This window comes from Parviterribacter kavangonensis (genome assembly GCF_056863335.1).
Genome location: NZ_JBXPJA010000001.1, coordinates 532915 through 557955 on the forward strand (window position 1 = coordinate 532915; position 25041 = coordinate 557955).

Genomic DNA, 25041 nt, shown 5'->3' on the forward strand with positions numbered 1-25041 from the left:
GCCGTGTCCCATCGCCGCCGCGCCGGTCCCGCAAGGGCCGGGCCCTCCGTCGCCTGCCGGCTCCCTCCGTGGGCCTGCGCACCGGCGCGATCGCGGCCGCCGTCCTCGCCGTCGTGCTCGTCGCCGGGTACTTCTGGGTGCGCGACTCCTCGTTCGTCAGCGTCCGCCAGGTCGAGGTGACGGGGGCGAGCGGGCCCGACGCCCCGCGCATCGAGTCCGCGCTGCGCAGCGCCGCCCGGGACATGACGACGCTGCACATCCGCAAGGGCGCGCTCGAGGACACCGTCGCGAGCTTCCCGATCGTCGGCGGCCTCGAGGTCCACCGCGACCTCCCGCACGGCGTCCGCATCACGGTCCTCGAGCGCCGGCCGGTCGCCGTCGCCACCATCGCCGGCCGCCGCGTCCCGATCACCGCCGACGGGCGCGTGCTGCGCGGTGCCACCGCCGCCGACGACCTGCCGTCGATCTCCCTCGACGAGCCGCCCTCGACGCGGATCCAGGCCGTCAAGGACCGCCGGCTCCTCTCCGTCGTGGCCACCGCGCCGGCCGAGCTGCGCCGCCGCGCGACGAAGGCGTCGCTCACCGAGCACGGGCTGACGCTGACGATGAACGAGGGCCCCGACCTCATCTTCGGGACGGCCGAGGACCTGCGCGCGAAGTGGCTCGCGGTCGCGCGCGTGCTCGCCGATCCGACGACGCAGGGCGCCCAGTACGTCGACGTCCGCGTCCCCGATCGCGCAGCCGTGGGAGGGCTCGCGCCGCTCGTCGCGCCCGATCAGACGGAAGAACCTCCGGCCACGCCCGTTCCCTCACCCTCAACCGGAGCTTGAGGGCACCTTGAACCGGTTTCTCCTGCACCGGTCGAGAGTTCGCCGTTTCGCAACGATGCTTGCATGGCTAGACTCGGCGTTGACTTTCCCCGATTCCCGTGCATACCGTGGATTCGGCGGGCAGCCGGGTCTCCCGGTGCCAAACCCTCAACGCTAACTCGAAGGTCGGACGACACACCATGGAATCCAGCGGCAGCTACCTCGCCGTCATCAAGGTCGTCGGCGTAGGCGGCGGCGGGACCAACGCGGTCAACCGCATGGTCGACGCGGGCCTTCGTGGCGTCGAGTTCATCGCGGCGAACACCGACGCGCAGGCGCTCGCCATGTGCGACGCCGACATCAAGCTCAACATCGGCACCGACCTGACCAAGGGTCTCGGCGCCGGCGCGAACCCCGACATCGGCACGGGGGCCGCGCACGAGTCGCGCGACGACATCAAGGAAGCGCTCAAGGGCGCGGACATGGTCTTCGTCACCGCGGGCGAGGGCGGCGGCACCGGCACGGGCGCCGCGCCGGTCATCGCGGAGATCGCCAAGGAGGAGATCGGCGCGCTGACCGTGGGCGTCGTCACGAAGCCGTTCGGCTTCGAGGGCACCCAGCGCACGCGCCAGGCCGACGAGGGCATCGCGCGGCTGCGCGAGGTCGTCGACACGCTGATCGTGATCCCGAACGAGAAGCTGCTCGCGATCGTCGAGCGGCGCACGTCGATCCTCGACGCGTTCCGGCTCGCCGACGACGTCCTGCGCCAGGGCGTCCAGGGCATCACCGACCTGATCACGATCCCCGGCCTGATCAACCTCGACTTCGCCGACGTGCGGACGATCATGACCGACGCCGGCTCCGCCCTCATGGGCATCGGCACCGGCCAGGGCGAGCAGCGCGCGAGCGAGGCGGCCCGCATGGCGATCTCGAGCCCGCTGCTCGAGGAGTCGGTCGAGGGCGCCACCGGCGTGCTGCTCAACATCACCGGCGGCCGCGACCTCGGCCTGTTCGAGGTCAACGAGGCCGCGGAGATCGTGCAGAGCGCGTCGAGCAACGACTCGAACATCATCTTCGGCGCGGTCATCGACGAGACGATGGGCGAGGACGTCCGCGTCACCGTCATCGCGACGGGCTTCGATCGCGGCCCGGTCGGCTTCGGCCGCCAGGCCCGCGGCACCCAGCGCGACGAGGCGCCCGGGCCCCGCGACCGCAGCCCCCGGATGAGCGACCGGCAGCGGTCGTCGCTCGAGATCTCGGACGACGAGATCGACATCCCGCCCTTCCTGCGCGACCGGTAGTCCGCAACGTGCGGAGGCCGACTCCGCGTCAACGGACGAACGACCGACCCGGGTCCCCAGTTCTTGGTATTGCACGCGTACCTCTTCCTCTGGAAGGGTCCGTGTCGTGCAGAAGCCGCAGATCACCGAGAAGGAGCTGAGCGACCACCTGGCGCTCCTGGCCAACGCGTCGCGGGACGACCTCGACGAGCTGCTGACCGACCTGCTCTGCCACGTGTACCGCACGAAGGACGCCCAGAACGGGTAGTCGCGATCGGGCGCCGACGGCCGCCTGATCGACCCCCTCCGTTGCTAGCCTCGCGGGGCCCATGGCCGCCCCGTCCGAGACCCTCCGGCGCACCCCGCTCTTCAGCCGCCATGAGGCCGCCGGGGCACGGATCGTGCCGTTCGCCGGCTGGGAGATGCCGGTGCAGTACCAGGGTGTCCGGGAGGAGCATCTCGCCGTCCGCCGCGACGCGGGCGTCTTCGACGTCTCGCACATGGGCGAGATCGAGACGCGCGGACCGCAGGCGCTCGCGCTGCTGCAGCGCCTGCTCTCCAACGACGTCGAGAAGATCGCCGTCGGCGGCGCGCAGTACAGCGTGCTCTGCCGCGAGGACGGCGGCGTGCTCGACGACCTCTTCACGTACCGGCTCGCCGACGACCGCTACCTCACGGTCACGAACGCGTCGAACCACGACAAGGACCTCGCGTGGTTCCGCAAGCACGCGGCCGAGTTCCCGCAGGCGGAGGTCGTCGACCGCCACGCGGACTACGCGATGCTCGCGGTGCAGGGCCCGACGGCCCGCGCGGCGATCGCGAAGCTGACGAGCGACGAGCTGCCGGCGCGCTTCCGCACGGCCGAGATCACGATCGCGGGCGCGAAGGCGCTCGCGTGCGGGACGGGCTACACGGGCGAGGACGGGCTCGAGCTGCTGCTGGCGCCGGACGACGCGCCGGCGGTGTGGGACGCGCTGCTCGGGAAGGGCGTGGCGCCGGTCGGGCTCGGCGCCCGCGACACGCTGCGCCTCGAGGTGTGCTTCCACCTCTACGGCAACGACCTCATGGAGGAGCGCGGGCCGATCGCCGCGGGCCTCGGCTGGTGCTGCAAGGAGGACACGGGCTTCATCGGCTCCGACGCCGTCCGCGCCGAGCGCGAGCGCGGCGCGAGCGAGAAGCTCGTCCCGTTCGTGCTCACCGGCCCCGGCATCGCCCGCCAGGGCAACCCGATCGCCGGCGGCGGCGAGGTGACGAGCGGCACGCTCTCGCCCTGCCTCGGCGTCGGCATCGGCATGGCGTACCTCCCCGCCGACAAGGCGGACCCCGGCTCCACCATCACGATCGACGTCCGCGGCAAGGAACGCGAGGCGCGGATCGAGCGCAAGCCCCTCTACCGAGCGGAGGACTGAATGGCTGACGGCACCTACCCCGAGGGCCTGCTGTACCACCCGGAGCACGACTGGGCGACGATCGACGGGGACGTCGCGACGTTCGGCATCACGTGGTTCGCGCAGGACGCCCTGGGCGAGGTCGTGTTCTTCGACCCGCCGGAGGTGGGGGCGACCGTCACCAAGGACGAGTCCTACGCTGAGGTCGAGAGCGTCAAGGCCGTCTCGGACGTCATCGCCCCGCTGTCCGGCGAGATCGTCGAGGTGAACACCGCGCTCGCCGATGCGCCGGAGACCATCAACTCCGATCCGTACGGCGAGGGCTGGCTGGTCAAGGTGAAGCTGTCGGATCCGTCCGAGACCGAGTCGCTCCAGGACCAGGCCACGTACGTATCCGGATTGGAATGAGCCGCTACACCGCCGTCACACCCGAGGACCTCGAGGAGATGCTCGAGGTGATCGGCGTGGGCTCGATCGACGAGCTCTTCGCCGAGCTGGTGCCCGAGGGCGTTCGCCTCGGGCGCGAGATCGACCTGCCCGAGGGGCTCCCCGAGCAGGACGTCTACGACCACCTCCGCGCGCTCGCCGCGCGCAACGTGTCGGCGGAGGACGAGATCACCTTCCTCGGCGCCGGGATGTACGACACGTACGTCCCCGCGATCGTGGACATGCTCACGACGCGGTCGGAGTTCCTGACCCCGTACACGCCGTACCAGCCGGAGGTCTCCCAGGGGAACCTCCAGGTGATGTTCGAGTACCAGACGGCGATCTCCGAGCTGACGGGGCTGCCGGTCTCGAACGCGTCGGTCTACGAGGGCCCGAGCGCCCTGGCCGCCGCCGGCTACCTCGCCAAGCTCGCCAACGGCAAGGGCAAGTTCGTCATCTCGCGCGCCGTGCACCCGCACTCGCGCGAGACGCTCGTGACGCTCGCCAAGGGCTACGGCGTCGAGGTCGTCGAGGTCGGGATGCGCGACGGGGTCACGGACCTCGACGCGTGGACGGCGGCGATCGACGACGACACGAGCGCGGTCTTCTTCCAGCAGCCGAACTTCCTCGGCGCGGTCGAGGACGCGGAGGCGCTGGCCGGTGCGGCGAAGGACTCGCCCGCGGTGGTCGTCGCCCAGGTCGACGCGCTGACGCTCGGCGTGCTCGCCGCGCCCGGCGAGGTCGGCGTCGACGTCGCGGTCGGCGAGGGCCAGCAGCTCGGCAACCGCCTCGACTTCGGCGGGCCGTCGTTCGGCTTCTTCGCCGCCACCGAGGCGTACCTGCGCCGCATGCCCGGGCGCATCGCCGGCGAGACGCACGACGTCGACGGCAAGCGCGGGTTCGTGCTGACGCTGCAGACGCGCGAGCAGCACATCCGCCGCGAGAAGGCGACGTCGAACATCTGCACGTCGCAGGCGCTCAACGCGCTCGCCGGCGTGGTCTACCTCACGTGGCTCGGCAAGGAGGGCATCGTCGAGATCGGCGAGCTGCTGCTCCAGCGCACCGCCTACGCGCGCGAGAAGCTCGCCGCCATCGACGGCGTGACGCTGGTGCACGAGCAGCCCGTCGTCCGGGAGTTCGCCGTCCGCCTGGACGCGCCGGTCGACGCGGTCATCGAGCGGTGCGCCGCGGCGGGGATCAACCCCGGCTACGCGCTCGGCCGCTCCTACGACGAGCTCGGCGACGCGCTGCTGATCGCGCTGACCGAGCAGCGGACGAAGGCCCACATCGACCGCCTGGCCGAGGTGCTGGGCGAGGCCGTCGCCGTCGAACGCGGCCGCGTGTCGGTCGAGGTCGGGGCATGAACCAGCCGATCGATCCGGAGAGCGAGCTCGTGGACTCCTACGCCTCCGCCGCCTACGGCGACGCCTCCGTGCACGCTCCCCCCAAGGAGAGCGAGCACGTCGCGACCATCTTCGAGAAGGGCCGTGCCGGCCGCCGCGCGTTCGTGTGCCCGGACCTCGACGTGCCCGAGAAGCCGAAGGACGAGCTGCTGCCCGAGCGCTTCCGGCGCCGGACGGCGCCGCGGCTGCCCGAGGTGTCCGAGCGCGAGATCGTCCGCCACTACGTGAACATCTCGAAGCGCAACTTCGACCTGGACTCGGGCTTCTACCCGCTCGGCTCGTGCACGATGAAGTACAACCCGCGCCTGCACGAGCGGGTCACGGCGCTGCCCGGCCACGCGCGGCTGCACCCGCTGCAGGACCCGAAGCGCGCGCAGGGCGCGCTGGAGCTGATGTGGGAGCTGGAGCGCGCGCTGTCCGAGGTCGCCGGCCTGCCGCACGTGTCGCTGCAGCCATCGGCCGGGTCGCACGGCGAGCTCGCGGGCGTCCTGCTGACGCGGGCCTATCACGAGGACCGCGGCGAGACGCGGCACAAGGTGCTCACGCCCGACACCGCGCACGGGACGAACCCGGCGACGGTGACGATGGCGGGCTACACCGTCGTCAAGGTCGGCACGAACGACGACGGCGGCGTCGACCTCGACGACCTCCGCGCGAAGGCCGACGAGGACGTCGCGTGCCTCATGCTCACCAACCCGAACACGCTCGGGCTCTTCGATCGCAACATCGAGGAGATCGCCGAGATCGTGCACGGGGTGGGGGCGACGCTCTACTACGACGGAGCGAACCTCAACGCCGTCATGGGCCACACGCGCCCGGGCGACATGGGCTTCGACATCGTCCACTTCAACCTGCACAAGACGTTCACGCAGCCGCACGGCGGCGGCGGTCCGGGCTCGGGCCCGATCGCGGTGTCCGACCGGATCGAGCCGTACCTCATGACGCCGCGCGTCGTGAAGCGCGGCACCGAGGGGTCGAACGGCTCGACGCGGCCGGTGTTCGACCTCGCCGGGCTCGACGAGCACCCGAAGTCGATCGGGCGCCTGCGCGGCTTCCAGGGCAACTACGGCACGTTCGTGCGCTCCTACGCGTACATCAGATCGCTCGGGGCGCCGGGACTGAAGGACGCGTCCGAGATCGCGGTGCTGAACGCGAACTACCTGCTTGCGCGGCTGCGCCAGGAGGGCGTGCTCGACCTGCTGCCGCTGGCCTACGGCCGGCTGTGCGGGCACGAGTTCGTGCTGTCGGGCGCGCCGATGAAGCGCGAGCTCGGGCTGAAGACGCTCGACCTCGCCAAGCGGCTGCTCGACCACGGCTACCACCCGCCGACGGTCTACTTCCCGCTGCTCGTCGACGAGGCCCTGCTGGTCGAGCCGACGGAGACCGAGACGCGCGAGACGCTCGACGGCTTCGTCGACGCGATCGTCTCGATCCTGCGCGAGGGGCGCGAGGATCCCGAGGTCGCGCGCAACGCGCCGTACACCACGCCGGTGCGCCGTCTCGACGAGGCGGGCGCGGCGAAGAAGCCGGTCATCCGCCAGCCGCTGTAGACGTCTCAGCCGGGGCTGCGCGTGAAGCGCTGGTCCTCGAGCGACGCCTCGGCGAGCTTGCCCTCGACGTTCGAGCGTGCGCAGATCCAGCTGAAGCCGGCGTGCGCCCAGTCGTTCAGTCCTGCGGTCGCGAGGATGCCGACGACGATGCGCGCCTCGCGCGGGCGGGCGGCGTGGAGGCCGATGAGCCCCAGCGAGCTCCACGTGCCGAGGCAGCGCGTGCAGCTCAGCAGCTCGCCCACCGCGTAGCGCAGGCGGCTGCCCTTGGGTCGGCGCTCGGCGTCGTCGAGCACGGGCTCGCGCACCCAGGTGCCGACCTTCTCCTTGCTGATCGCCTTCGTGATGGCGAAGCTCGCGAGCCCGTAGGCCGGCAGCTCCTTGAACGGGGGCGCGTCGCCGCGGGTCGAGGCGAGCACGCCTCCCAGCAGGGCTGCCCAGACCGCGTTGATCGCGGCGTAGTCGACAGGCTCGGTCGGGGTGTCGTTGACGGGATCCATGTTCCGTGCGGCGTCTACCCACGGGTGGAGGCGGGGGAACACCGTCAACTCGTGACGACGCGCACAGCCTCATGCATGGTGGGGTCGCTTTGCCGGGTACCTGTCAGTCACCTGTCAAGGAAGTACGGGAAGGAGACAACCACCCATGATCGGCGTTCTCATCGCGATCCTTCTGGCCGCTCTCGTCTACGCGATCTGCGTCGCGATCGGCCTCCCCGCCATCGTCGGCATCGTCGCCGCGATCCTCGTCCTGCTCGCCGGCATCCCGAGCGGCGGCTACGGCCTCGGACGTAGGTTCTAGCGACCGCCGATCGAGTCCCGGGCACGGGACGGAGGAAGTCTTCACCGGCCGCGCGATCGCGCGGCCGGTGTGCGTTCCGGGGCGGTTCTAGCCTCGCTTGAAGATCCGCTTCAGCCGGTCCATCAGCGCCCCGAAGAACAGGCGGAACCCGGAGATGGGCTTCGCCGGGCGGGCGCGCGGCGGGGTCGATGTCGTCGCCCTCGCCGTCGCCGCCTCGGGCATGACCACGGGCGCCGGCTCCGGGATGGTCGGGTCGCCGGCGGCCAGCGGGGCGGCACCGATCGGGCTCGGCGCCTCGACCGGCGCCGGCTGCTCCTGCTTGAGCGTCTCCTGCAGGCACTCGGCGAACTCGCGCAGCAGCCGGTTCGAGATGTCCTTGATCATCCCGCCGCGGCTGAACGAGGCGAGCCGGCCGGTGATCGTGAAGTCGGTCTCGACGTCGACGTGCGTGCCGCCGCCGTCGCGCTCGCGCAGCGACGAGACCATGAGCGCGTGCGCGCCGCCCTGGCCGCGCTTGTCGGTGCCGTTCGCGCGCATCGTCGCGCGGTGCGCGGCCTCGTCGACCTCCTCCATCTTCAGCGTGCCGCGGTAGGACGCCGTCGCCGGGCCGAGCTTGACGCTGAACGTGCCGTGGTACGTGCCGTCGTCGGTCGCCTCGGTCACCTCCGCGCCGGGCAGGCACGGCGCCACGCGCTGCACGTCGATGAGCGCCGCCCAGACCGACTCCAGCGGCGCGTCGACCTCAAAGGACTGCTCGAGCTTCACGGATCGCCTCCAGGTCTTGGGGGGTGTCGACGTCTCTGCCCGCCGCGGGATCGCCGCACTCGACGAGCCGCCACGCAAGATCGCGCAAGCCGGCGTCGCCGCGCAACGACCTCGCCGCCGCGATCTCGTCCGGGCCGAGGACGGCCGGGTGGCCGGGGACGCCGCCGTAGGAGGCCCGTGACCCCGGCGGCTCGCGGGCCATGCGGTCGATGACCGCGGTCGTGACGAGCGGCTGGTCGCCAAGCAGCACGAGCACCTTCTGCGCGTCGCCGGCCGCTGCGAGACCGCGTCGCAGCGACGCCGCCTGCCCCTCGTCCCACTCGTCGCAGACCACGACCTCCGCGCACCGCCGGTCGATCCCCGCCGCGACCTCGTCCGCGCGCGCACCGAGCACGACCACCACGCGCTCCGCCGCCGACGCGCACGCCGCGGCGACGACGTGATCGAGCACCGGCCGCCCCTCGAGGTCGGCGAGCAGCTTCGGAGCGTCGCCGAACCGAGACCCGGCGCCGGCGGCGAGGATCAGAGCGGAGACCGGCGTCTCCGCCGGCGCGCGGCGAGGGTCTCCGCCGCCGCCGCGCGCGTCTTCGCGGCTGTGGCGCTGGTCTCCGCCGGGGCTCACCACGCGTCTCCCTCCAGCAAGTCGGCCAGCTCCTCCAGCGAGGCGATGGAGTTGCCGGGGAGGAAGCGGTCGGTGTGGGGGAGGGCGGCCTGCATGCCTCTCGTCAGCGGCGCGTAGCCGGGGTGGGCCGCGAGGGGGTTGAGCCAGACGACGCGGTGGGCGGCGCGGCGCAGCCGCGCCATCTCGGCTGCGAGGACCTCGGGGTCGCCGCGGTCCCAGCCGTCGGACAGGATCACGACGACGCTGCCGCGGCCGAGCCGCCGGCCGTGCTCGCGGTTGAGCGTCCCCAGCGACTCGCCGATCCGCGTGCCGCCGGACCAGTCCGTCACGGCGGCGGCCGCGCGGTCGAGCGCGCGATCGGGGTCGCGGCCGCGCAGCTCGTTCGTGATCCGCGTCAGCCGCGTCCCGAACGCGAACGCCTCGACGCGGCGGCGCGCGGCGACGCTCGCCTGCAGGTACTGCAGCAGCATCCGCGCGTACGGAGTCATCGAGCCGGAGACGTCGCACACGAGCACGAGCGGGCGCGGCCGGTCGGTGGGCGCGCGCCAGTGGCGTTCGAGCGGCTCGCCCGCGTGGCGCAGCGACGCACGGACCGTCCGGCGCAGGTCGGGCGCGTGTCCGCGACGGCGCCGGACCGGCACCGTCCGCCGCGACCGCCGGCGCGGCCCGCGCCGCGCGAGCCGCTCGAGCAGCACGCGAGCCGCGGCCCGCTCTGCGTCCGTGTACTCCGCGAAGTCCTTCTCCCGCGACAGCTCGACCCGCGACCACGCGGCGGGCAGCGGCGCTGGCGGCTCGGCCGGCGCGTCCGGCGGCGGCGTGTCGCCCGGCACGCCCGTCCGCGGCAGCGCCAGCTTCATCACGTCGTCCATCCCCGCGGGCGCCCCGATCGGACGGCCCGCCCCGAAGACGGCCTCGAACGCGACGTCGAACGCCGCGAGGTCCTCGCGCCCGGCGCACAGCGTCGCCCGTAGCGCCAGCCGCGCGTCCTCGCGGGAGAACGCGTCGACGGCCCCGAGCGCCCGCGTCGCCGCGACGACCTCTCCCACGCCGACGCGCACGCCGGCCGCGCGAAGGTGGCCGGAGAGCGCGGAGAGCCGCTCCGCAACGCCGCCGCCGCCGAGAGGTTCTCCGGCCTCGGAGGCGTCGCCGACGACGCGGCCATCGCGCCGGAGGTCTTCGGCCTCAGACACCTTCGAGCACGCCCTTCTCGCGGACGCGCTCGACGTCCTCGCGGACCTTGAGGACGGTGCCGAGGGTCGCGTCGAGGTCGTCGACCGCCATCAGTGCGCGGGCCCAGACGATCGACTCGCCGACGCCGGGGGCCTTGTACAGCTCCTCGCGACGGAGGCGGGCGACCGCCTCGCAGACCCTGCGCGCGATCGCGTCGGCGACGCCGGGGGCGCGGGCGGCGACGATCTCGCGCTCGCGCTCCGGGGTCGGGTACTCGATCCAGTGGTAGAGGCAGCGCCGCTTCAGCGCGTCGTGCAGCTCCCGCGTGCGGTTCGAGGTGAGGACCACGAGCGGCTTGGCCTTCGCGCGGATCGTCCCCAGCTCGGGGATGGTCACCGCGAAGTCCGCGAGCAGCTCGAGCAGGAACGCCTCGAACTCGTCGTCGGCCCGGTCGATCTCGTCGATGAGCAGCACGACGCGCTCCTCGGCCTCGAGCGCCTCCAGCAGCGGCCGGCGCAGGAGGAACCGGCGCGAGAAGAGCTCGCCCTCCACGTCCTGGCCCGCCTCGGCCGCCCGCAGCGCCAGCAGCTGCCGCGGGTAGTCCCAGTCGTACAGCGCGTGATGCACGTCGATGCCCTCGTGGCACTGCAGCCGCACGAGCCGCGTCCCCATCGCCGACGCGAGCGCCCGCGCCACCTCCGTCTTGCCGACCCCCGCCTCGCCCTCCAGCAGCAGCGGCTGGTCGAGCGTGAGCGCGAGGAAGACGCTGAGCGCGAGCGGCCGGTCGGCGAGGTAGGCCTCGCCGGCCAGCGCACGCTCGACCTCCTCGACCGTCGTGAACGTCACCCCTGGCCCGCGGCCTCCATGAGCCCGCGGCGGCAGAGCACCGACGCGAGGTGGGCCTTGTACTCGGGGGTCGCGTTGAGGTCGCCCGGCGGGTCGGTGCCCTCGGCGGCCAGCGCCGCCGCGGCGGAGATGTGGCTCGCGTCGAGCGGCTGACCGCGCAGCGCGTTCTCCGCCGCCGTCGCGCGCAGCGGCCGGCCGGCCATGTTCGTCAGGCCGATCCGGACGTCCTCGCAGACGCCGCCGCTCGCCTTGACGAGCACCGGCACGGCGACCATCGCCCAGTCCTCGGCCCGCCGGTTGAACTTCTGGTAGCTGAAGCCCCAGCCCGCCAGCGACGGAACGCGGATCTCCGTGATGACCTCGTCGGCCGACAGCGACGTCGTCAGGTAGTCGACGAAGAGCTCGTCGACGGGGATCGTCCGCTCGCCGCCCGGCCCGCGGGCGACCACGACGGCCTCCGCGCACAGCAGGGCGGCCGGGAGGTCCGAGGCCGGATCGCCGTGTGCGATCGACCCGCCGATCGTCCCGCAGTGGCGCACCTGCGGGTCGGCGATCGTGCCGGCCACCGCCGACAGCAGCCCGAGGCCGGCACCGGAGGTCTCGACGTGCCGGGTCATCGCCCCGATGCGCGTCTCGCCGTTCCGCGAGATGCCGGACAGCCCGGGCACCCGCCGCAGGTCGACGAGCAGCGTCGGCGCCGCCAGCCGCAGCTTCATCAGCGGCACGAGCGAGTGCCCGCCGGCCAGCAGCTTCGCGTCCTCGCCACCCGACGCCAGGGCGCCGAACACGCCCTCGAGCGTGTCGGGCGCCTCGTAGTCGAACTCGGCCGGGATCATGCGGCCACCCCCTTCGCCTCCTCGATGGCCTCCCAGACGCGCATCGGCGTCAGCGGCATGTTGAGGTACGTCACCCCGAGCGGCCGCAGCGCGTCGATGACCGCGTTCGTCACCGCCGCGGACGCCGCGATCGTGCCCGCCTCGCCGATCCCCTTCACGCCGAGCGAGTTCGTCGGCGACGGCGTCTCGGTGCGGTCGAGCTCGAACGACGGGAGCTCCGCCGCGCTCGCCAGCGCGTAGTCGACGAACGTGCCCGTCACGAGCTGGCCGTCCTCGTCGTAGTGCACGCGCTCGTAGAGCACCTGCCCGATCCCGTGGACGATGCCGCCGTGGACCTGGCCGTCGATGAGCATCGGGTTGATCGCCGGCCCGCAGTCGTCGACCGCCAGGTACCGGACGACCTGCACCTTCCCGGTCTCGGCGTCGACGTCGACGATCGCCGCGTGCGCCCCGAACGGGAACACGAAGTTCTCCGGGTCGTAGAACGCGGTCTCCTCGAGCCCCGGCTCCATCCCCTCGGGGAGGTTCTCCGGGATGTACGCCGCGCCCGCCACCTCGGCGAGCGCCATGCCCTTGTCGGGGGAGCCCTTCACCGAGAACTTCCCGTCGCGGACCTCGATGTCCTCGGGCGCCGCCTCAAGCTCGTGGGCGACGATCCGCTTCGCCTTCTCGACGACCTTCGCGGTCGCCTTGGCGATCGACTCGCCGCCGACCGCCAGCGATCGCGACCCGTAGGTGCCGAGGCCCTGGGGCCCGGTCGCCGTGTCGCCGTGCATGACCTCGACCTGCTGCGGGTCGACCCCGAGCCGGTCCGCCACGATCTGCGCGAACCCCGTGTCGTGGCCCTGCCCGTGCGGCGAGGTGCCCGTGTAGACGGTCACCGACCCGGTGATGTGGACGCGGACCATCGCCGACTCCCACAGGCCGGTCTGCAGGCCGAAGCCGCTCGGGCCCGTGACGCGCGAGGGCGCCAGGCCGCAGATCTCCGTGTACGTCGAGAACCCGATGCCGCGGTAGATGCCCTGCGATCGCAGCTGTTCCGCCTCGCGGTGGATCGCCGCCGGATCGACGTGCTGCAGGAGCAGGTCGAGCGTCCGGTGGTAGTCGCCCGAGTCGTAGATCACCCCGGTGGCGACCTCCGCGGGGAAGTCCTCCTTCGGGATGAAGTTCTTGCGCCGCAGCTCGACCGGAGCCATGCCGAGCTCCTGCGCCAGCTGGTCGACGCACACCTCGATCATGTGGGTCGCCTCGGGCCGGCCCGCGCCGCGGATCGCGTCCGTCGCCATCTTGTTCGTGAAGACGCCGGTGATGTCCGTGCGGACGTGCGGGATCTTGTAGCACCCGCTCATCACGAACGCCCCGAGCGACGGGATCGTCGGTGTGAGGAGCATGAGGTAGGCCCCCATGTCCGCGACGATGCTCGCGTGCAGGGCGTTGATCGTCCCGTCGCGGTTCGCCCCGATCCGCACGGTCGCGACCTGGTCGCGCCCGTGATGCGCCGCGAGCATCTCCTCGCTGCGCGTCGAGATCCACTTGACGGGGCGGTTGAGCTGCCGCGCGAGCGCGCAGAGCGTGATCTCCTCGCCGTAGATCTGCAGCTTGCCGCCGAAGCCGCCGCCGACGTCGGGCGCGACGGCGCGGATGCGCTCCTCGCTGATGCCGAGGATGAGCGCGAGGAAGAGCTTGAGGAAGTGCGGCACCTGCGTGGCGCTGTAGATCGTCAGGTCGGTGCCGCGGAAGTCGGCGACGACGCCGCGCGGCTCGATCGCCGCGCCGGTCGTGCGGTGGTTCTCCACGCGCCGCTCGATCACGACCTCGCTGTCGCGCAGGGCCTGCTCGATCGCGTCCGGCTCGGAACCGAGCGACCACTCGTGGATCTTGTTCGACCCGAACTGGTCCCACACGAGCGGCGAGCCGTCGGCCAGCGCCGCCTCGGGATCGACGACGACCGGCAGCGGGTCGTACTCGACGAGCACGTCCTCGACCGCGTCGGTCACCGCGTAGCGGTCCTCGCCGACGACGACCGCGACGGGATCGCCGACGTGCTTGACGGCGCCCTTGGCGAGCGGCCAGTGCTCGGGCGCGTTGACCTCGATGCCGGGCGGCACCCACGCCATCGGCAGCCCGGATTCGAGCGTGAGGTCCTCGCCGGTGAGCACCGCGTAGACGCCGGGCCGCGCCTTCGCCGCCGACGTGTCGACGCTGACGATGCGGGCGTGCGCCTCGGGAGAGCGGACGAACGCCGCCCACAGCATCCCCGGCAGCGCGATGTCGTCGACGTAGTTGCCGCGGCCGGTGATGAGCGGCGGGTCCTCCTTGCGCTTGATCGCGCGGCCGACCCAGCCCCCGTTCGCCGATGTGGTCGCGCTCATGCCCCCAGCCCCTGGTTCGCGACGGCCTGCGCCGCCTCGCGGCCCTCTTCGCTCGGCTCCGGCTCCGGCACCGCGCCGCCCTCCGGGTGCTCCGCCGCCCACTGCACCGCCTTGACGATGTTGTGGTAGCCGGTGCAGCGGCAGAGGTTGCCTTCGAGCGCCGTCCGGATCTCCTCCTCGGACGGGCTCGGGTTGCGCTGCAGGAGGTCGGCGGCCGACATGATCATCCCGGGCGTGCAGTAGCCGCACTGCAGGCCGTGCTGCTCCCAGAAGCCCTGCTGGACCGGGTGCAGGCGATCGGGCGTGCCGAGCCCCTCGACGGTGGTCACCTCGGCGCCGTCGCACTGGACGGCGAGGAGCGTGCAGCTCTTGACCGCGCGGCCGTCGACGTGGACGGTGCAGGCGCCGCAGCTGGACGTGTCGCAGCCCACGTGGGTGCCGGTCAGGCCGAGCTGATCGCGGATCGCATGGACGAGGAGCAGCCGTGGCTCGACCACGAGATCGTGCTGCTCGCCGTTGACGGTGAGGCGAACGGGGACCCTCTTGGACAACACCTCTCCTCTCCCGGGGGACGGTGGCGCGGACCCTACGCCCGTCGCCCCGGGCCCGCAATACGCTCCACCGCCTGACCATGAGGATCTTCAGCGGCATCCAGCCCACCGGGCGCAAGCACCTCGGCAACTACATCGGCGCGATCCGGCAGTACGTCGACGGACAGGACCGGGGCGACCCGGCGATCTACTGCGTCGTCGACCTGCACGCGGTCACCGTCTCCTACGACCCGGTGGAGCTGCGCGAGCGCGTGTGGGACACGGCCGCGATCCTGCTCGCCGCCGGGCTCGACCCGGCGCGTTGCATCCTGTTCCGCCAGGGCGACGTGCAGGAGCACGCGGAGCTCTGCTGGCTGCTGTCGTCGGTCACCGAGCTCGGCCGCCTGAATCGCATGCACCAGTTCCGCGACAAGTCGGTCGCGCAGCGAGAGCTGGTCTCCGCGGGGCTCCTCATGTACCCGGTCCTGCAGGCCGCCGACGTGCTCGCCTACCGGGCGCACGAGGTGCCGGTGGGGGAGGACCAGCGCGAGCACCTCGAGCTGATGCGCGACGTCGCCGAGCGCTTCAACCGGCGCTTCGGCGAGGACGTCCTCGTGGTGCCGGAGATGCGGATCCCGACGGTCGGCGCGCGCGTGACCGATCTCCAGGAGCCGACGAAGAAGATGTCGACGACGGGCGGGACGCCGCAGGGCACCGTCCTCGTGCTGGACGAGCCGCCGGTGATCGTCAAGAAGTTCAAGCGGGCCGTGACGGACTCCGAGGACCCGCCGTCGATCCGCGTCTCCGACGACAAGCCCGGCATCACGAACCTGATCGAGATCCTGTCGGTGGTCCGCGGCGTGGGCGTCGACGAGGTCGTCGCCGAGTTCGCCGACTCGCGGTACGGCGACTTCAAGGTCGCGGTTGGGGAGGCGGTCGCCGACTGGCTCGCTCCGGTGCGCGAGCGCTACGTGGAGCTGCGCGCCGACGAGGCCGGTCTGGAGGCCGTGCTCGCGGAAGGCGCCGCCAAGGCCCGCGATCTCGCGGCGGCGACGCTCGCCGACGTCCGCGAGGTCATGGGCGTCGGCCGGCCTCGCTGAGAGCCGGGTCGTCGGGGGCCGGCGATAGCCTCCGGCCAAGCCATGACCGTCGCCGATCTCGAGCTCGACCTGGAGGTCTTCTCCGGGCCGTTCGACCTGCTGCTCACCCTCGTGCTGCGCGAGGAGGTGGACCTCCTGGAAGTCGATCTCGCCGACGTGGTGCTCGCCTACCTCGATCACCTGGAGGCGCGCGGGGAGCTGGATCTCGAGGCCGCGACGGAGTTCCTGGTCCTCATCGCCGCCCTGCTCGAGCTGAAGTCGCGGCTGATGCTGCCGCGCGAGGAGTCCGAGCTCATCGACGTCGAGCCGGTCGAGGCCGCGGAGGAGCTGCTGGCCCGGATGCTCGAGGCGCGGCGGTACCGCAGCGCGGCCGAGCACCTGCGGAGCCTGCTCGAGGCCGAGGAGGGCGTCCGCTACCGCCAGGCGCCGCCGCCCGCGTGGCTGCGCAAGGCGACCGAGATGTCCGATCTCGGCGAGGGCGTCTACAAGCCCGCCCGCCTGGGCGCGGCGCTCGGCGCGCTGCTGCGCCATCCGCCGCGCGTGGACGTCACGCACATGGGCCAGGTGCGCGTGTCCGTGCAGGATCGCCTTCGCCACCTGCGGTCGATGCTGCGCCGCGGCGCGGTCACCTTCGACGACGTCGTCAAGGACGGCGACCGCGTGACCGTCTGCATCACGCTCTTCGCGCTGCTCGAGATGTACAAGCAGGGCGAGGCGACGTGGACGCAGGAAGAGCCCTTCGGCGAGATCCGCATCGCCCCGCGCGACGTCGCCCCTGCGGCCGCGGAGGGAACCGGATGAGCGACGCGGTGATGGAAGAGGAGCGCGACGAGGTCGTGGCCGAGCAGGCCGGCGAGGAGACGCCGGCGCCGCGGATGCCGAACCCCGACGCGCATCTCGCCCGGGTCGTCGAGGCGCTGCTGTTCCTCGCTCCCGAGCCGGTGACCCTCGAGGCGCTCGCGGAGGCGTGCGAGGTCGGCATCGAGGACGTCGACTGGGCGCTGGGCGAGCTGCGCGAGGCGTACGGGCGGCATCCGCGCGGGGTCGTGCTGAAGGAGGTCGGCGGCGGATGGACGCTCGCCAGCGACCCGATCGCCGAGCCCGCCGCCCGCCGCCTGCTGGCCAAGCCGCGCACGCCGCCGCTGTCGCCCGCGCAGGCCGAGACGCTCTCGATCGTCGCCTACCTCCAGCCCGTCTCGCGGCCCGAGGTCGCCCGGATCCGCGGCGTCAGCAGCGACTCGGCGGCCGCCACGCTGCTCGAGCGCGGGCTCATCGAGGAGTCCGGCCGCAGCCAGTTCGGCGCTGTCCTCTACCGGACGACCCCGCTCTTCCTGAAGCTCTTCGGCCTCAACGGCCTCGACGACCTGCCCGATCCGTCGCAATGGGATCCCACGCCGGAGGAGCAGGGCGAGCTGCGCGACCGCCTGCTCCGCGCCGGAGAGGCCCGCGCCGGCGTCGCCGCCCTCACCTCCGAGCCGGATGAGACCGCGGGCGCCGAAGACACCGGGGGCGCCGGCGGCGCCGAAGACCTCGGTGATGACGGGGACGCCGGCGCCGGCGAAGAGGACTAGACCTCGTTCCAACCGACGGCTCGCGCGATGCGGGGCACGACGACCTCGGGGGTCTCGGGGTCCCACGGCTCGCCGTCGGGCTCGATCGGGAACGGCTCTCCGAGGTCGGGGAGCGGCTCGCCCGCGACGCGCTCGTGGGCCTCGGAGGCCGCGTAGCCGAGCGCCTCGGCGTCGTAGGCGAATTGGTGGAGGCTGAGCTTGGCCAGCAGCTCCAGCGAATCGGCGTCGGCGACCGCGCCCTCGTAGATCTCGCGCCCCATCCCGATCACGTACCAGCGGAAGAACTGGAAGCACGCCTCGTCGCAGCCGCCGTTGAGGATGTGGGCGGCGGCGTAGATGTCCCAGCGGTACAGCTCACGGTCGCGCTCGCGGAACATCCGGGCGAAGGCGACGATCTCCTCGGGCTCGAGGCGCGAGAGCATCGAGCCGAGCATGTCGGCCTCGTCCTCCATGTCGCCGAACCCGAGAGTTCGCGCGTCTGCCAGCAGCCCCCAGAACCCCCCGCTCTCCACGGCGGGGAATGGTGCCCTCACCGGCGGTCGCGATGCGCCGGTTCAGGCGCGCGCCGCGGCCAGCTGCCCGCACGCCGCGTCGATGTCCCGTCCGCGGGTCAGCCGGACGGTCGCCGGCAGGCCGTGCTCCTCGAGCACCGCCTTGAACGCCGCGATGGCCTCGCGGCCCGACCCCTCGTACGGCGAGTCGGTCGGGTTGTACGGGATGAGGTTGACCTTGTACTTCGCCGGATCGAGCAGCCGCACCAGCTGCAGCGCCTGCTCGAAGCGGTCGTTGACGCCCGCCAGCATCACGTACTCGATGAAGACGCGGCGGTGCTTGCGGTCGTACCAGCGATCGCACGCGGCGAGCACGTCCGCCAGCGGGTAGCGCTCGTTCAGCGGCATGATCTGCGACCGCAGCGCGTCATCGGGCGCATGCAGGGAGAACGCGAGGCGGATCGGCTCGGGCGACTCGATGAGCCGCTCGATCCCGGGCAGCCAGCCGACGGTCGAGACCGTCGTCCGGCGGTGCGTGATCCCGATGTCGGGCAGCCTCCGCGCCGCCGCGAGCACCTCGTCGAAGTTCATCAGCGGCTCGCCCATCCCCATGAACACGAGGTGGTCGACGTCCTCGATGCGGCGGAAGTGCAGCGCCTGGTCGAGGATCTCGCTCGCGGTCAGGTTGCGGCCGAACTTCATCCGCCCCGTCGCGCAGAACGTGCACGTCAGCGGGCAGCCCGACTGCGACGACACGCAGATCGAGCGCCGCCCGTCGCGGTAGCGCATGAGCACCGCCTCGACCGGCCGGCCGTCGTGGGTGCGGAAGAGCGTCTTGATCGTCCCGTCGACCGACTGCGCCTGGTGGACGACCTCGAGCGAGGAGAACGGAACCCGCTCGGCGAGCTGCGCGCGCAGCGCCGCCGGGACGTTCGTCATCGCCTCGTAGCCGGCCGCCCCACGGGCCGTCCACTCCCACACCTGCTTGGCGCGGAAGGCGGGCTGACCGGTCTCGGCCAGGGTCTGCTCGAGGAGCGCGAGGTCCACCCGTCTAGCGTAGAAGCGGATGAGGCTGGCGAAGTTCCTCGCCCACGCGGGCATCGCCTCGCGCCGCGGCGCGGAGGAGATCGTCCGCGCGGGCCGCGTGACCGTGGCGGGAGAGATCGTCACCGATCCGGCGCACGACGTCGACGAGACGAGCGGCGTCGCGGTCGACGGCGCGCCCGTGGCGGGCGCCGAGCAGCCCGTCGTCTGGGCGGTTCACAAGCCCGCGGGCGTCGTCTCCACCGCGAAGGACACGCACGGCCGCCCGACGGTGGTCGAGCTCGTCGACGCGAAGGGTGCGCGGCTCTACCCGGTCGGGCGCCTCGACGCCGAGACGACCGGGCTCATCCTGCTCACCAACGACGGCGAGCTGGCGAACGGGCTCATGCACCCCCGCTACGAGGTGCCGAAGACGTACGTGGCGAAGGTGGAGCCGATGCCCGTCCGCGAGAGCGCCATGCGACGGCTGCGCGAGGGCGTGCGGCTGGAGGACGGGATGACCGCGCCGGCGCGCGTCCGGCAGACACGGCCGGGGGAGCTCGAGATCACCATCCACGAGGGGCGCAAGCGCCAGGTTCGCCGCATGATCGACGCTGTCGGGCACCGTGTCGTGACCCTGCGGCGGGAGCGGTTCGGCCCGCTGTCGCTCGACGGGATGGGCCCGGGGAAGGCGCGCAGGCTCACGCCCGCGGAGATCGAACGACTGAGGAAGGCCGGCCGCACTTGATAGAACCGCCCACTTCCATGCGCCTCTTCGCCCTCCGCGGCGCGACCACGGTCGACCGCAACGACGCCAACGCCATCGTCGGTGGGACCGAGTGGCTGCTCCGAGAGATCATGAAGCGCAACGAGCTCGCGCCCGACAACGTGGTGAGCTGCATCTTCACGCTCACCGACGACCTCGACGCCGAGTTCCCCGCCGTCGCGGCCCGCAACCTGGGCTTCGACCGCGTCCCGCTGCTGTGCGCCCGCGAGGTCCCCGTGCCGGGCTCGCTGCCGATGGTCATCCGGGTGCTCATGCACTACTACGCGCCCGACAACCACGTGACCCAGCACGTCTACCTGGGCGAGGCCCGCTCGCTGCGAGCGGACCTCGAATCCGCGCAGTAGACGCTCAGTCCTTGTAGGGATCGACGGTGTCCTCGCCGGCCATCGCGACGCCGAGCGGGGTGAGCGTGTGGAGCACGCGCACGGTCCCCTCGTGGTGGGCGAGCACCTCCGTGAGCCGCTTGTAGGCGCCGGGCGCCTCGTCGGCGGCGCCGCCGCGCAGCTCGATCCCCTTGCGGCGCAGGTCCTCGCGGACGGCGGACCAGTCGATCGCGCCGCCCTCACGGACCCGCACGGTCCGGCCGTTCACCCGGCGCTTGCGCAGCTTGCCGGCGGCCGCGTTGCGCGACATCGCGCGCCCCGCGCCGTGGACGGTCGAGCGCAGCGCCTCCTCGCTCAGCGGGCTCTCGACGCCCTCCAGGATGACCGCGGGCTCGCCCATCGAGGCGCCGACGAAGCCCCGCTGGCCGGGGAACGCGGGCGTCGCGCCCTTGCGGACGACCCACCAGTCCTCGCCGCCGTGGCGCTCCCGCCAGATGTAGTTGTGATGGTTGTGCACTTCGTCCACGGCGTGCGTGCCGAGCAGGCGGAGCACCTCGTCGACCACGACGTCGCGGCCGGCGTAGGCGTACTCGCCCGCCAGCGTCATCGCGCTCAGGTACGCCTGCCCGAGCTCGGAGCCGACGTGGAGCAGCGCCGGCGCGGACTCCATGCCGCCCTCGCGGCCGCGGTCGCCGAAGCGCCCGCCGGCCGCGAGCGAGAGGAACCCGCTCGCGGTCCGGTGGCCGAACCCGCGCGAACCGAAGTGCACGCCGACCCACACGAAGCCGTCCTCGTCGGAGAAGAGGTCGACGTAGTGGTTGCCGGACCCGACGGTGCCGAGCTGCGGCGCCGCCAGGTCGTACAGCGACCGCTGCGGCGCGAAGTCGGCCGCCTTGATGCGGTCGAGCACCGGATGGTCGACGGGCTCGGTGTTGCGCCGGCCGACGCCGAACTCGATCCGGTCGACGACCGCGTCCATGATCCGCGGCAGGTCCGGGCGCAGGTCGTCGGCGCGCAAGGGCGTGCGGACGGCCTTGTTGCCGCAGGCGATGTCGTACCCGCACGCCGCCGGCGAGACGTGATCGCGGTAGGCGATCACGCCGCCGATCGGCGCGGAGTAGCCGAGGTGCCCGTCGGCGCAGAGCACGCCGCGCGAGCCGTCCTCGGCCGCGACGCAGCGCTCGAGCTGCTGGACCGTCTTGTCGTCGTGGTCGCCGAAGACCCTGATCATCGGCGTTGGTCCTTCCCTGCCGTCGGGTTCTCACAGCCGGTCCCTCCACCGGACGGCGGCGGAGGCGGCCTGCGTAAGCGCGTCGTGCAGCGCGGCGCGGTCCTCGGCGGACCGGGCGGCCGCGACCAGCTTGAGCGCGTCGCCGAGCGGGCCGGGGCCCACAGCCCCGCGGCCGCGGCGCAGCGCGGCGAGCTCCGACGCCGGCAGCGACGCCGCGCCGGTCAGCTCGCGCAGCCGGCGCTCCGCCGCCTCGGCGCGCGCGATCGCCCGGTCGCGCTCGGCCTCGGCCTGCCGCGCGGCCAGCCGCTCCTCGGCCCGCCGCGCCGCCGACGCCGACGCCGACGCGATCGCCCGCCGCTCGGCCGCCCGCGCATGCCCGTTGACCGACATGCCGGCCTCGGCGCGCGCGTTGGCCGCCCGCGTCTCCGCCTCGGCGATCGCCAGCTCGCGCTCGAGCGCGCCGGTGCGGGACTCGAGCTCGCGCACGGCCTCCTCGGCCAGCGCCGCCCGCCGCTCCGCGTCGCGCGCCCGGCGCTCCGCCTCGCGGGCCGCCGGGGACGGCCGCCGCTCGGCCGCATGCACACGCCGCGCGTGCTCGCGCGCCTCGCCGATCCGCTCGGCCGCCCGCGCCCGCACCTCGCCGGCCTGCGCCTCGGCACGCTCGGCCCGCGCCAACGCGCGCCGGGTGCGCTTCTCGGCCCGCAGGGCACGGCGCTCGGCCTCGACCACGCGCTCGGCGGCGGCGGTCAGCTCGGCTTCGATGTCGCGGGGCGCCCGCGGCGCACGCTGCTCGACGTCGGGAAGCGCGGCGCGCGGCGCACGCCGGCGCGGGCCCGGCCGGTGCGGCACGAGCCCGGCGTCGCGGACCGCGGCGGCGAACGACCCGCCGAACAGCCGCTTGGCGGTGTTCAGCGCGGGCCACGCCTCGCCGGTCTCCGGATCGCCCTCGTAGTAGCGCTCGATGCGCCACTCCTGGGCGCGCCAGCGCGCGAGCGACGGGTTCCAGTCTGCGGTGCACGGCGGCTCGCCGTACAGCGCGTTCCAGCGAAGGATCCTCTCGATGACCTGGTCGCGGGTGAGGGTCGGCTTCCGAGCCCCTTCCGCGACGATCGCGGACGGGGACAAGGTGGCCTCCGTCCGCTAGCGGCGCGTGCGCTGGTCGTTGGACTTGATCGTCTCGACCGCGAGTGCGTACGCCGGAACACCCGCAGCGATGGCGGGCATGTGAGCGGCGAACGAGGCGAGACGGGACATCACGAGCGATCGATGATGCCCGACGGACCGGGACCTGTCCAGCGGTGGGTTCGAACTCGAGTGCGAGAATGGGGCGCATGGCCCTCGAGTTCGCCGAGCGGATCCGCCGGATCCCCGTCTACCCCGTCGCCGGCGGCTACGCGCTGCCCGACGACGTCGCCCTGCTGGCCTCCAACGAGTCCCCGGACCCGCCGCTGCCGCAGGTCGTCGAGGCCATCACCAAGGCCCTGAACGGGCTGAACCGGTACCCGGACCCGTCGAACGCCCGCCTGCGCGGCGCGCTGAGCGACCGCTACGGCGTCCCGGCGAACCGGATCGCGATCGGCAACGGCTCCTGCGACATCCTGCTCGCCGCCGGCGAGGCGCTGCTCGAGCCGGGCGCCGAGCTCGTGTACGCGTGGCCGAGCTTCTCCGTCTACCCGCACCTCGCCGCGGCGAGCGGCGCGCGGGCGATCACCGTCGACCTCGACGCGGAGGACAAGCACGACCTCGACGCGATGGCGGTCGAGATCACCGCCGCGACGCGGATGGTCATCGTCTGCAACCCGAACAACCCGACGTCGACGGCGCTGCCGCTCGAGCAGATCGCCGCGTTCGCCGAGCGGGTCCCGAACCACGTCGCGTTCGTCCTCGACGAGGCGTACTGCGAGTTCAACCTGCTCGACGACCCCGACGCGTCGCTCGAGCTGCTCGACAAGCACCCGAACCTCGTGCTGCTGCGGACGTTCTCGAAGGTCTACGGCCTCGCCGGCCTGCGCGTCGGCTTCGCGCTGTGCGGCAGCGAGAAGTTCGTCCAGGCGGTCAACCAGGTCCGCCAGCCGTTCTTCTGCAACGCCGCCGCCCAGGCCGCGGCGATCGAGGCGCTCAAGCACCAGGACGCCGTCGCCGAGCGCGTCGAGCGCGCCGTCGTCGCCCGCGTCGAGATGCAGTCGGGCCTCGAGGAGCTGGGCCTGCGCGTCGCCGAGTCGCACGCGAACTTCTGCTGGCTGCACCTGCCCGACGACGTCGAGGAGAAGCCGATCATCGACGGGCTGACCCAGCGCGGCGTGCTCGTCCGGGCCGGCGCGGCGCTCGGCCGCGAGGGCGCGATGCGCGTCACGTACGGCCGCCCGCAGGAGAACCAGCGCTTCCTCGACACGCTCGCCGAGCTGCTGCGCGCCTAGCCGCGGCCGCGGCTTTCTGCCAGACTGGCCGCAGCCATGAGCGTCAAGCCCGCCACCAGCCGTACTTGGTATGCCGCGGGCTTCTCCTACGCCTGGCGATTTCTCTAGGCGTCCGGCCAGAACTCCGCGCGTCGGCATGACGCCGCGGCCGGGCGTCGTCAGCAGCAGGGCAAACGTGACGTCGCCGGTTACCCGAGGAACGAGGGTGAGAGGCGAAACACCAATTCGCGTAGCTGAGAGAGGAATCGAAGGACCGTGATGATCGTGATGAGACCGAACGCGACCGAGACCCAGATCGGGCATGTCGTGCAGCGCATTGAGGGCACGGGGGCCCGCGCGCACCTGAGCCGCGGTGAGGAGGTGACCCTCATCGGCGCCGTGTGCGACCACGAGCACGAGCAGGCCGTCAGCGAGCTGGGGCTCGAGGCCTACGACGGCGTCGACCGCGTGATGCCGATCCTCAAGCCGTACAAGCTCGCCTCGCTGCAGATGAACCGGGGCGAGGCGTCGGTGCTCGACATCGCCGGCCGGCGCGTCGGCGGCGACACGTTCGCGCTCATCGCCGGCCCGTGCACCGTCGAGTCGCGCGACCAGGTGCTCGACACGGCGCGGATCGTGAAGGCGGCGGGCGCGACGATGTTCCGCGGCGGCGCGTACAAGCCGCGCACGTCGCCGTACGCGTTCCAGGGGCTCGGCCAGGAGGGGCTGCGGCTGCTCGCGGAGGCGAAGGCGGAGACCGGCCTGCCGGTCGTCACCGAGGTCATGGACGCCCGCGACATCGAGGCGGCGGCCGAGGTGGCCGACGTCATCCAGCTCGGCGCCCGGAACATGCAGAACTACACGCTGCTGACCGAGGTCGGCCGCTCCGGCGTCCCCGTGCTCATCAAGCGCGGGCTGTCGAGCACGATCGAGGAGCTGCTCATGGCGGCGGAGTACGTCCTCAAGGAGGGCAACCCGAGCGTCATGCTGTGCGAGCGCGGGATCCGCACGTTCGAGACCGCGTACCGCTTCACCCTCGACCTCACCGCGATCCCCGTGCTCAAGGAGCTCACGCACCTGCCGGTCATCGTCGACCCGTCCCATGCGGCGGGCCGCCGGTCGCTGGTCGAGCCGCTGAGCCTGGCCGCGGCCGCCGCCGGCGCGGACGGGATCATCGTCGAGACCCACCCGAACCCCGACGAGGCGATCTGCGACGGCCCGCAGCAGCTCTTCGCGGACGGGTTCGCGGCGTACGCCGACAAGCTCGAGCGCACCGCGAACATCGTCGGCAAGAGCATGCGCGCCCCGGCGCCCGCCGCCTGAG

Annotated in this window: 27 protein-coding genes; 15 read left to right on the plus strand and 12 right to left on the minus strand. The window is 72.7% G+C overall.

Features of this window, described 5'->3' with window-relative positions:
- Nucleotides 1-68: 68 nt before the first annotated feature.
- From AC1UE4_RS02590 to gcvPB, 7 genes are all read left to right on the plus strand, one after another.
- Nucleotides 69-830: a cell division protein FtsQ/DivIB gene (locus tag AC1UE4_RS02590; protein WP_482915659.1), complete on the plus strand. Its 762-nt coding sequence runs from the start codon at nucleotides 69-71 to the stop codon at nucleotides 828-830.
- Nucleotides 831-1009: 179 nt separating this feature from the next.
- Nucleotides 1010-2110 (plus strand): cell division protein FtsZ, encoded by a 1101-nt coding sequence (gene ftsZ / locus AC1UE4_RS02595; RefSeq protein ID WP_482915660.1) that lies wholly within the window; start codon nucleotides 1010-1012, stop codon nucleotides 2108-2110.
- A gap of 106 nt (nucleotides 2111-2216) precedes the next feature.
- Entirely contained in the window at nucleotides 2217-2357 is a 141-nt protein-coding gene (locus AC1UE4_RS02600) for a hypothetical protein (protein WP_482915661.1), read from the plus strand.
- A 61-nt stretch (nucleotides 2358-2418) separates the two neighbouring features.
- Nucleotides 2419-3498, plus strand: a complete 1080-nt coding sequence (gene gcvT / locus AC1UE4_RS02605; RefSeq protein WP_482915662.1) for a glycine cleavage system aminomethyltransferase GcvT — start codon at nucleotides 2419-2421, stop codon at nucleotides 3496-3498.
- Complete coding sequence (gene gcvH, locus AC1UE4_RS02610) at nucleotides 3499-3885, plus strand: glycine cleavage system protein GcvH (RefSeq protein WP_482915663.1); 387 nt, start codon at nucleotides 3499-3501, stop codon at nucleotides 3883-3885.
- Nucleotides 3882-5267, plus strand: coding sequence for an aminomethyl-transferring glycine dehydrogenase subunit GcvPA (gene gcvPA / locus AC1UE4_RS02615; RefSeq protein ID WP_482915664.1), 1386 nt, complete (start codon nucleotides 3882-3884; stop codon nucleotides 5265-5267). The genes gcvH and gcvPA overlap by 4 nt, the downstream gene beginning before the upstream one ends.
- Entirely contained in the window at nucleotides 5264-6856 is a 1593-nt protein-coding gene (gene gcvPB / locus AC1UE4_RS02620; protein ID WP_482915665.1) for an aminomethyl-transferring glycine dehydrogenase subunit GcvPB, read from the plus strand. Before gcvPA ends, gcvPB begins: the two co-directional genes overlap by 4 nt.
- Nucleotides 6857-6861: 5 nt before the next feature.
- Here gcvPB and AC1UE4_RS02625 read toward each other — a convergent pair whose 3' ends face one another.
- Nucleotides 6862-7353 (minus strand): DUF1360 domain-containing protein, encoded by a 492-nt coding sequence (locus AC1UE4_RS02625; protein ID WP_482915666.1) that lies wholly within the window; start codon nucleotides 7351-7353, stop codon nucleotides 6862-6864.
- A gap of 145 nt (nucleotides 7354-7498) precedes the next feature.
- Between AC1UE4_RS02625 and AC1UE4_RS02630 the strand changes: the two genes are divergently transcribed.
- Nucleotides 7499-7654 (plus strand): hypothetical protein, encoded by a 156-nt coding sequence (locus tag AC1UE4_RS02630; RefSeq protein WP_482915667.1) that lies wholly within the window; start codon nucleotides 7499-7501, stop codon nucleotides 7652-7654.
- A gap of 87 nt (nucleotides 7655-7741) precedes the next feature.
- Here AC1UE4_RS02630 and AC1UE4_RS02635 read toward each other — a convergent pair whose 3' ends face one another.
- From AC1UE4_RS02635 to AC1UE4_RS02665, 7 genes are read right to left on the minus strand one after another with little or no spacing between them, the layout of a single operon-like run.
- Nucleotides 7742-8419, minus strand: a complete 678-nt coding sequence (locus tag AC1UE4_RS02635) for an SRPBCC family protein (RefSeq protein WP_482915668.1) — start codon at nucleotides 8417-8419, stop codon at nucleotides 7742-7744.
- The gene (locus AC1UE4_RS02640; RefSeq protein ID WP_482915669.1) at nucleotides 8397-9041 is read right to left on the minus strand and encodes a nucleotidyltransferase family protein; all 645 of its coding nucleotides are present in this window, start codon (nucleotides 9039-9041) and stop codon (nucleotides 8397-8399) included. The genes AC1UE4_RS02635 and AC1UE4_RS02640 overlap by 23 nt, the downstream gene beginning before the upstream one ends.
- The gene (locus tag AC1UE4_RS02645) at nucleotides 9038-10231 is read right to left on the minus strand and encodes a vWA domain-containing protein (RefSeq protein WP_482915670.1); all 1194 of its coding nucleotides are present in this window, start codon (nucleotides 10229-10231) and stop codon (nucleotides 9038-9040) included. Before AC1UE4_RS02645 ends, AC1UE4_RS02640 begins: the two co-directional genes overlap by 4 nt.
- Nucleotides 10224-11057, minus strand: coding sequence for an AAA family ATPase (locus tag AC1UE4_RS02650; RefSeq protein WP_482915671.1), 834 nt, complete (start codon nucleotides 11055-11057; stop codon nucleotides 10224-10226). The genes AC1UE4_RS02645 and AC1UE4_RS02650 overlap by 8 nt, the downstream gene beginning before the upstream one ends.
- Nucleotides 11054-11893 carry an FAD binding domain-containing protein gene (locus AC1UE4_RS02655; RefSeq protein ID WP_482915672.1) on the minus strand — a complete coding sequence of 280 codons (840 nt, stop codon included), beginning with the start codon at nucleotides 11891-11893 and terminating at the stop codon, nucleotides 11054-11056. Before AC1UE4_RS02655 ends, AC1UE4_RS02650 begins: the two co-directional genes overlap by 4 nt.
- The gene (locus AC1UE4_RS02660) at nucleotides 11890-14265 is read right to left on the minus strand and encodes a xanthine dehydrogenase family protein molybdopterin-binding subunit (RefSeq protein WP_482915673.1); all 2376 of its coding nucleotides are present in this window, start codon (nucleotides 14263-14265) and stop codon (nucleotides 11890-11892) included. The genes AC1UE4_RS02655 and AC1UE4_RS02660 overlap by 4 nt, the downstream gene beginning before the upstream one ends.
- Nucleotides 14262-14816, minus strand: a complete 555-nt coding sequence (locus AC1UE4_RS02665) for a (2Fe-2S)-binding protein (RefSeq protein ID WP_482915674.1) — start codon at nucleotides 14814-14816, stop codon at nucleotides 14262-14264. The genes AC1UE4_RS02660 and AC1UE4_RS02665 overlap by 4 nt, the downstream gene beginning before the upstream one ends.
- Before the next feature lie 80 nt (nucleotides 14817-14896).
- On the opposite strand from AC1UE4_RS02665, the gene trpS reads away from it, so the two are divergent.
- The 3 genes from trpS to scpB are packed head-to-tail and all read left to right on the plus strand — an operon-like array spanning nucleotide 14897 to nucleotide 17466.
- Nucleotides 14897-15895, plus strand: coding sequence for a tryptophan--tRNA ligase (gene trpS / locus AC1UE4_RS02670; RefSeq protein ID WP_482915675.1), 999 nt, complete (start codon nucleotides 14897-14899; stop codon nucleotides 15893-15895).
- A 42-nt stretch (nucleotides 15896-15937) separates the two neighbouring features.
- Nucleotides 15938-16696, plus strand: a complete 759-nt coding sequence (locus tag AC1UE4_RS02675; RefSeq protein ID WP_482915676.1) for a segregation and condensation protein A — start codon at nucleotides 15938-15940, stop codon at nucleotides 16694-16696.
- Nucleotides 16693-17466 carry an SMC-Scp complex subunit ScpB gene (gene scpB / locus AC1UE4_RS02680; RefSeq protein WP_482915677.1) on the plus strand — a complete coding sequence of 258 codons (774 nt, stop codon included), beginning with the start codon at nucleotides 16693-16695 and terminating at the stop codon, nucleotides 17464-17466. The genes AC1UE4_RS02675 and scpB overlap by 4 nt, the downstream gene beginning before the upstream one ends.
- Here scpB and AC1UE4_RS02685 read toward each other — a convergent pair.
- Nucleotides 17463-17978, minus strand: a complete 516-nt coding sequence (locus AC1UE4_RS02685) for a DUF4240 domain-containing protein (RefSeq protein ID WP_482915678.1) — start codon at nucleotides 17976-17978, stop codon at nucleotides 17463-17465. The two genes, scpB and AC1UE4_RS02685, sit on opposite strands and share 4 nt — an antisense overlap.
- 42 nt (nucleotides 17979-18020) lie before the next feature.
- Entirely contained in the window at nucleotides 18021-19004 is a 984-nt protein-coding gene (gene rlmN, locus AC1UE4_RS02690; RefSeq protein ID WP_482915679.1) for a dual-specificity RNA methyltransferase RlmN, read from the minus strand.
- A 19-nt stretch (nucleotides 19005-19023) separates the two neighbouring features.
- Between rlmN and AC1UE4_RS02695 the strand changes: the two genes are divergently transcribed.
- The gene (locus AC1UE4_RS02695; RefSeq protein ID WP_482915680.1) at nucleotides 19024-19728 is read left to right on the plus strand and encodes a pseudouridine synthase; all 705 of its coding nucleotides are present in this window, start codon (nucleotides 19024-19026) and stop codon (nucleotides 19726-19728) included.
- A 17-nt stretch (nucleotides 19729-19745) separates the two neighbouring features.
- A complete protein-coding gene (gene aroH, locus AC1UE4_RS02700) occupies nucleotides 19746-20111 on the plus strand; it encodes a chorismate mutase (RefSeq protein WP_482915681.1) in 366 nt (121 codons plus the stop codon).
- A gap of 4 nt (nucleotides 20112-20115) precedes the next feature.
- On the opposite strand, the gene AC1UE4_RS02705 is transcribed toward aroH, so the two are convergent.
- Nucleotides 20116-21321: an RtcB family protein gene (locus AC1UE4_RS02705; protein ID WP_482915682.1), complete on the minus strand. Its 1206-nt coding sequence runs from the start codon at nucleotides 21319-21321 to the stop codon at nucleotides 20116-20118.
- A 30-nt stretch (nucleotides 21322-21351) separates the two neighbouring features.
- Complete coding sequence (locus tag AC1UE4_RS02710) at nucleotides 21352-22446, minus strand: coiled-coil domain-containing protein (protein WP_482915683.1); 1095 nt, start codon at nucleotides 22444-22446, stop codon at nucleotides 21352-21354.
- 206 nt (nucleotides 22447-22652) lie between these two features.
- Between AC1UE4_RS02710 and hisC the strand changes: the two genes are divergently transcribed.
- Together hisC and aroF are read left to right on the plus strand one after the other, a co-directional pair.
- Nucleotides 22653-23738: a histidinol-phosphate transaminase gene (gene hisC / locus AC1UE4_RS02715; RefSeq protein ID WP_482915684.1), complete on the plus strand. Its 1086-nt coding sequence runs from the start codon at nucleotides 22653-22655 to the stop codon at nucleotides 23736-23738.
- 258 nt (nucleotides 23739-23996) lie between these two features.
- Nucleotides 23997-25040 (plus strand): 3-deoxy-7-phosphoheptulonate synthase, encoded by a 1044-nt coding sequence (gene aroF, locus AC1UE4_RS02720; protein ID WP_482915685.1) that lies wholly within the window; start codon nucleotides 23997-23999, stop codon nucleotides 25038-25040.
- The last annotated feature ends 1 nt before the right edge of the window (nucleotide 25041 follow it).

Bases quoted from the DNA above. Each gene is read 5' to 3' on its own strand.
- ftsZ (WP_482915660.1), top strand. From the start codon at position 1,010: ATGGAATCCAGCGGCAGCTACCTCGCCGTCATCAAGGTCGTCGGCGTA.
- gcvT (WP_482915662.1), top strand. From the start codon at position 2,419: ATGGCCGCCCCGTCCGAGACCCTCCGGCGCACCCCGCTCTTCAGCCGC.
- gcvH (WP_482915663.1), top strand. From the start codon at position 3,499: ATGGCTGACGGCACCTACCCCGAGGGCCTGCTGTACCACCCGGAGCAC.
- gcvPA (WP_482915664.1), top strand. From the start codon at position 3,882: ATGAGCCGCTACACCGCCGTCACACCCGAGGACCTCGAGGAGATGCTC.
- gcvPB (WP_482915665.1), top strand. From the start codon at position 5,264: ATGAACCAGCCGATCGATCCGGAGAGCGAGCTCGTGGACTCCTACGCC.
- AC1UE4_RS02625 (WP_482915666.1), bottom strand. From the start codon at position 7,353: ATGGATCCCGTCAACGACACCCCGACCGAGCCTGTCGACTACGCCGCG.
- AC1UE4_RS02630 (WP_482915667.1), top strand. From the start codon at position 7,499: ATGATCGGCGTTCTCATCGCGATCCTTCTGGCCGCTCTCGTCTACGCG.
- AC1UE4_RS02655 (WP_482915672.1), bottom strand. From the start codon at position 11,893: ATGATCCCGGCCGAGTTCGACTACGAGGCGCCCGACACGCTCGAGGGC.
- AC1UE4_RS02660 (WP_482915673.1), bottom strand. From the start codon at position 14,265: ATGAGCGCGACCACATCGGCGAACGGGGGCTGGGTCGGCCGCGCGATC.
- trpS (WP_482915675.1), top strand. From the start codon at position 14,897: ATGAGGATCTTCAGCGGCATCCAGCCCACCGGGCGCAAGCACCTCGGC.
- AC1UE4_RS02675 (WP_482915676.1), top strand. From the start codon at position 15,938: ATGACCGTCGCCGATCTCGAGCTCGACCTGGAGGTCTTCTCCGGGCCG.
- scpB (WP_482915677.1), top strand. From the start codon at position 16,693: ATGAGCGACGCGGTGATGGAAGAGGAGCGCGACGAGGTCGTGGCCGAG.
- AC1UE4_RS02695 (WP_482915680.1), top strand. From the start codon at position 19,024: ATGAGGCTGGCGAAGTTCCTCGCCCACGCGGGCATCGCCTCGCGCCGC.
- aroH (WP_482915681.1), top strand. From the start codon at position 19,746: ATGCGCCTCTTCGCCCTCCGCGGCGCGACCACGGTCGACCGCAACGAC.
- AC1UE4_RS02705 (WP_482915682.1), bottom strand. From the start codon at position 21,321: ATGATCAGGGTCTTCGGCGACCACGACGACAAGACGGTCCAGCAGCTC.
- hisC (WP_482915684.1), top strand. From the start codon at position 22,653: ATGGCCCTCGAGTTCGCCGAGCGGATCCGCCGGATCCCCGTCTACCCC.
- aroF (WP_482915685.1), top strand. From the start codon at position 23,997: ATGATCGTGATGAGACCGAACGCGACCGAGACCCAGATCGGGCATGTC.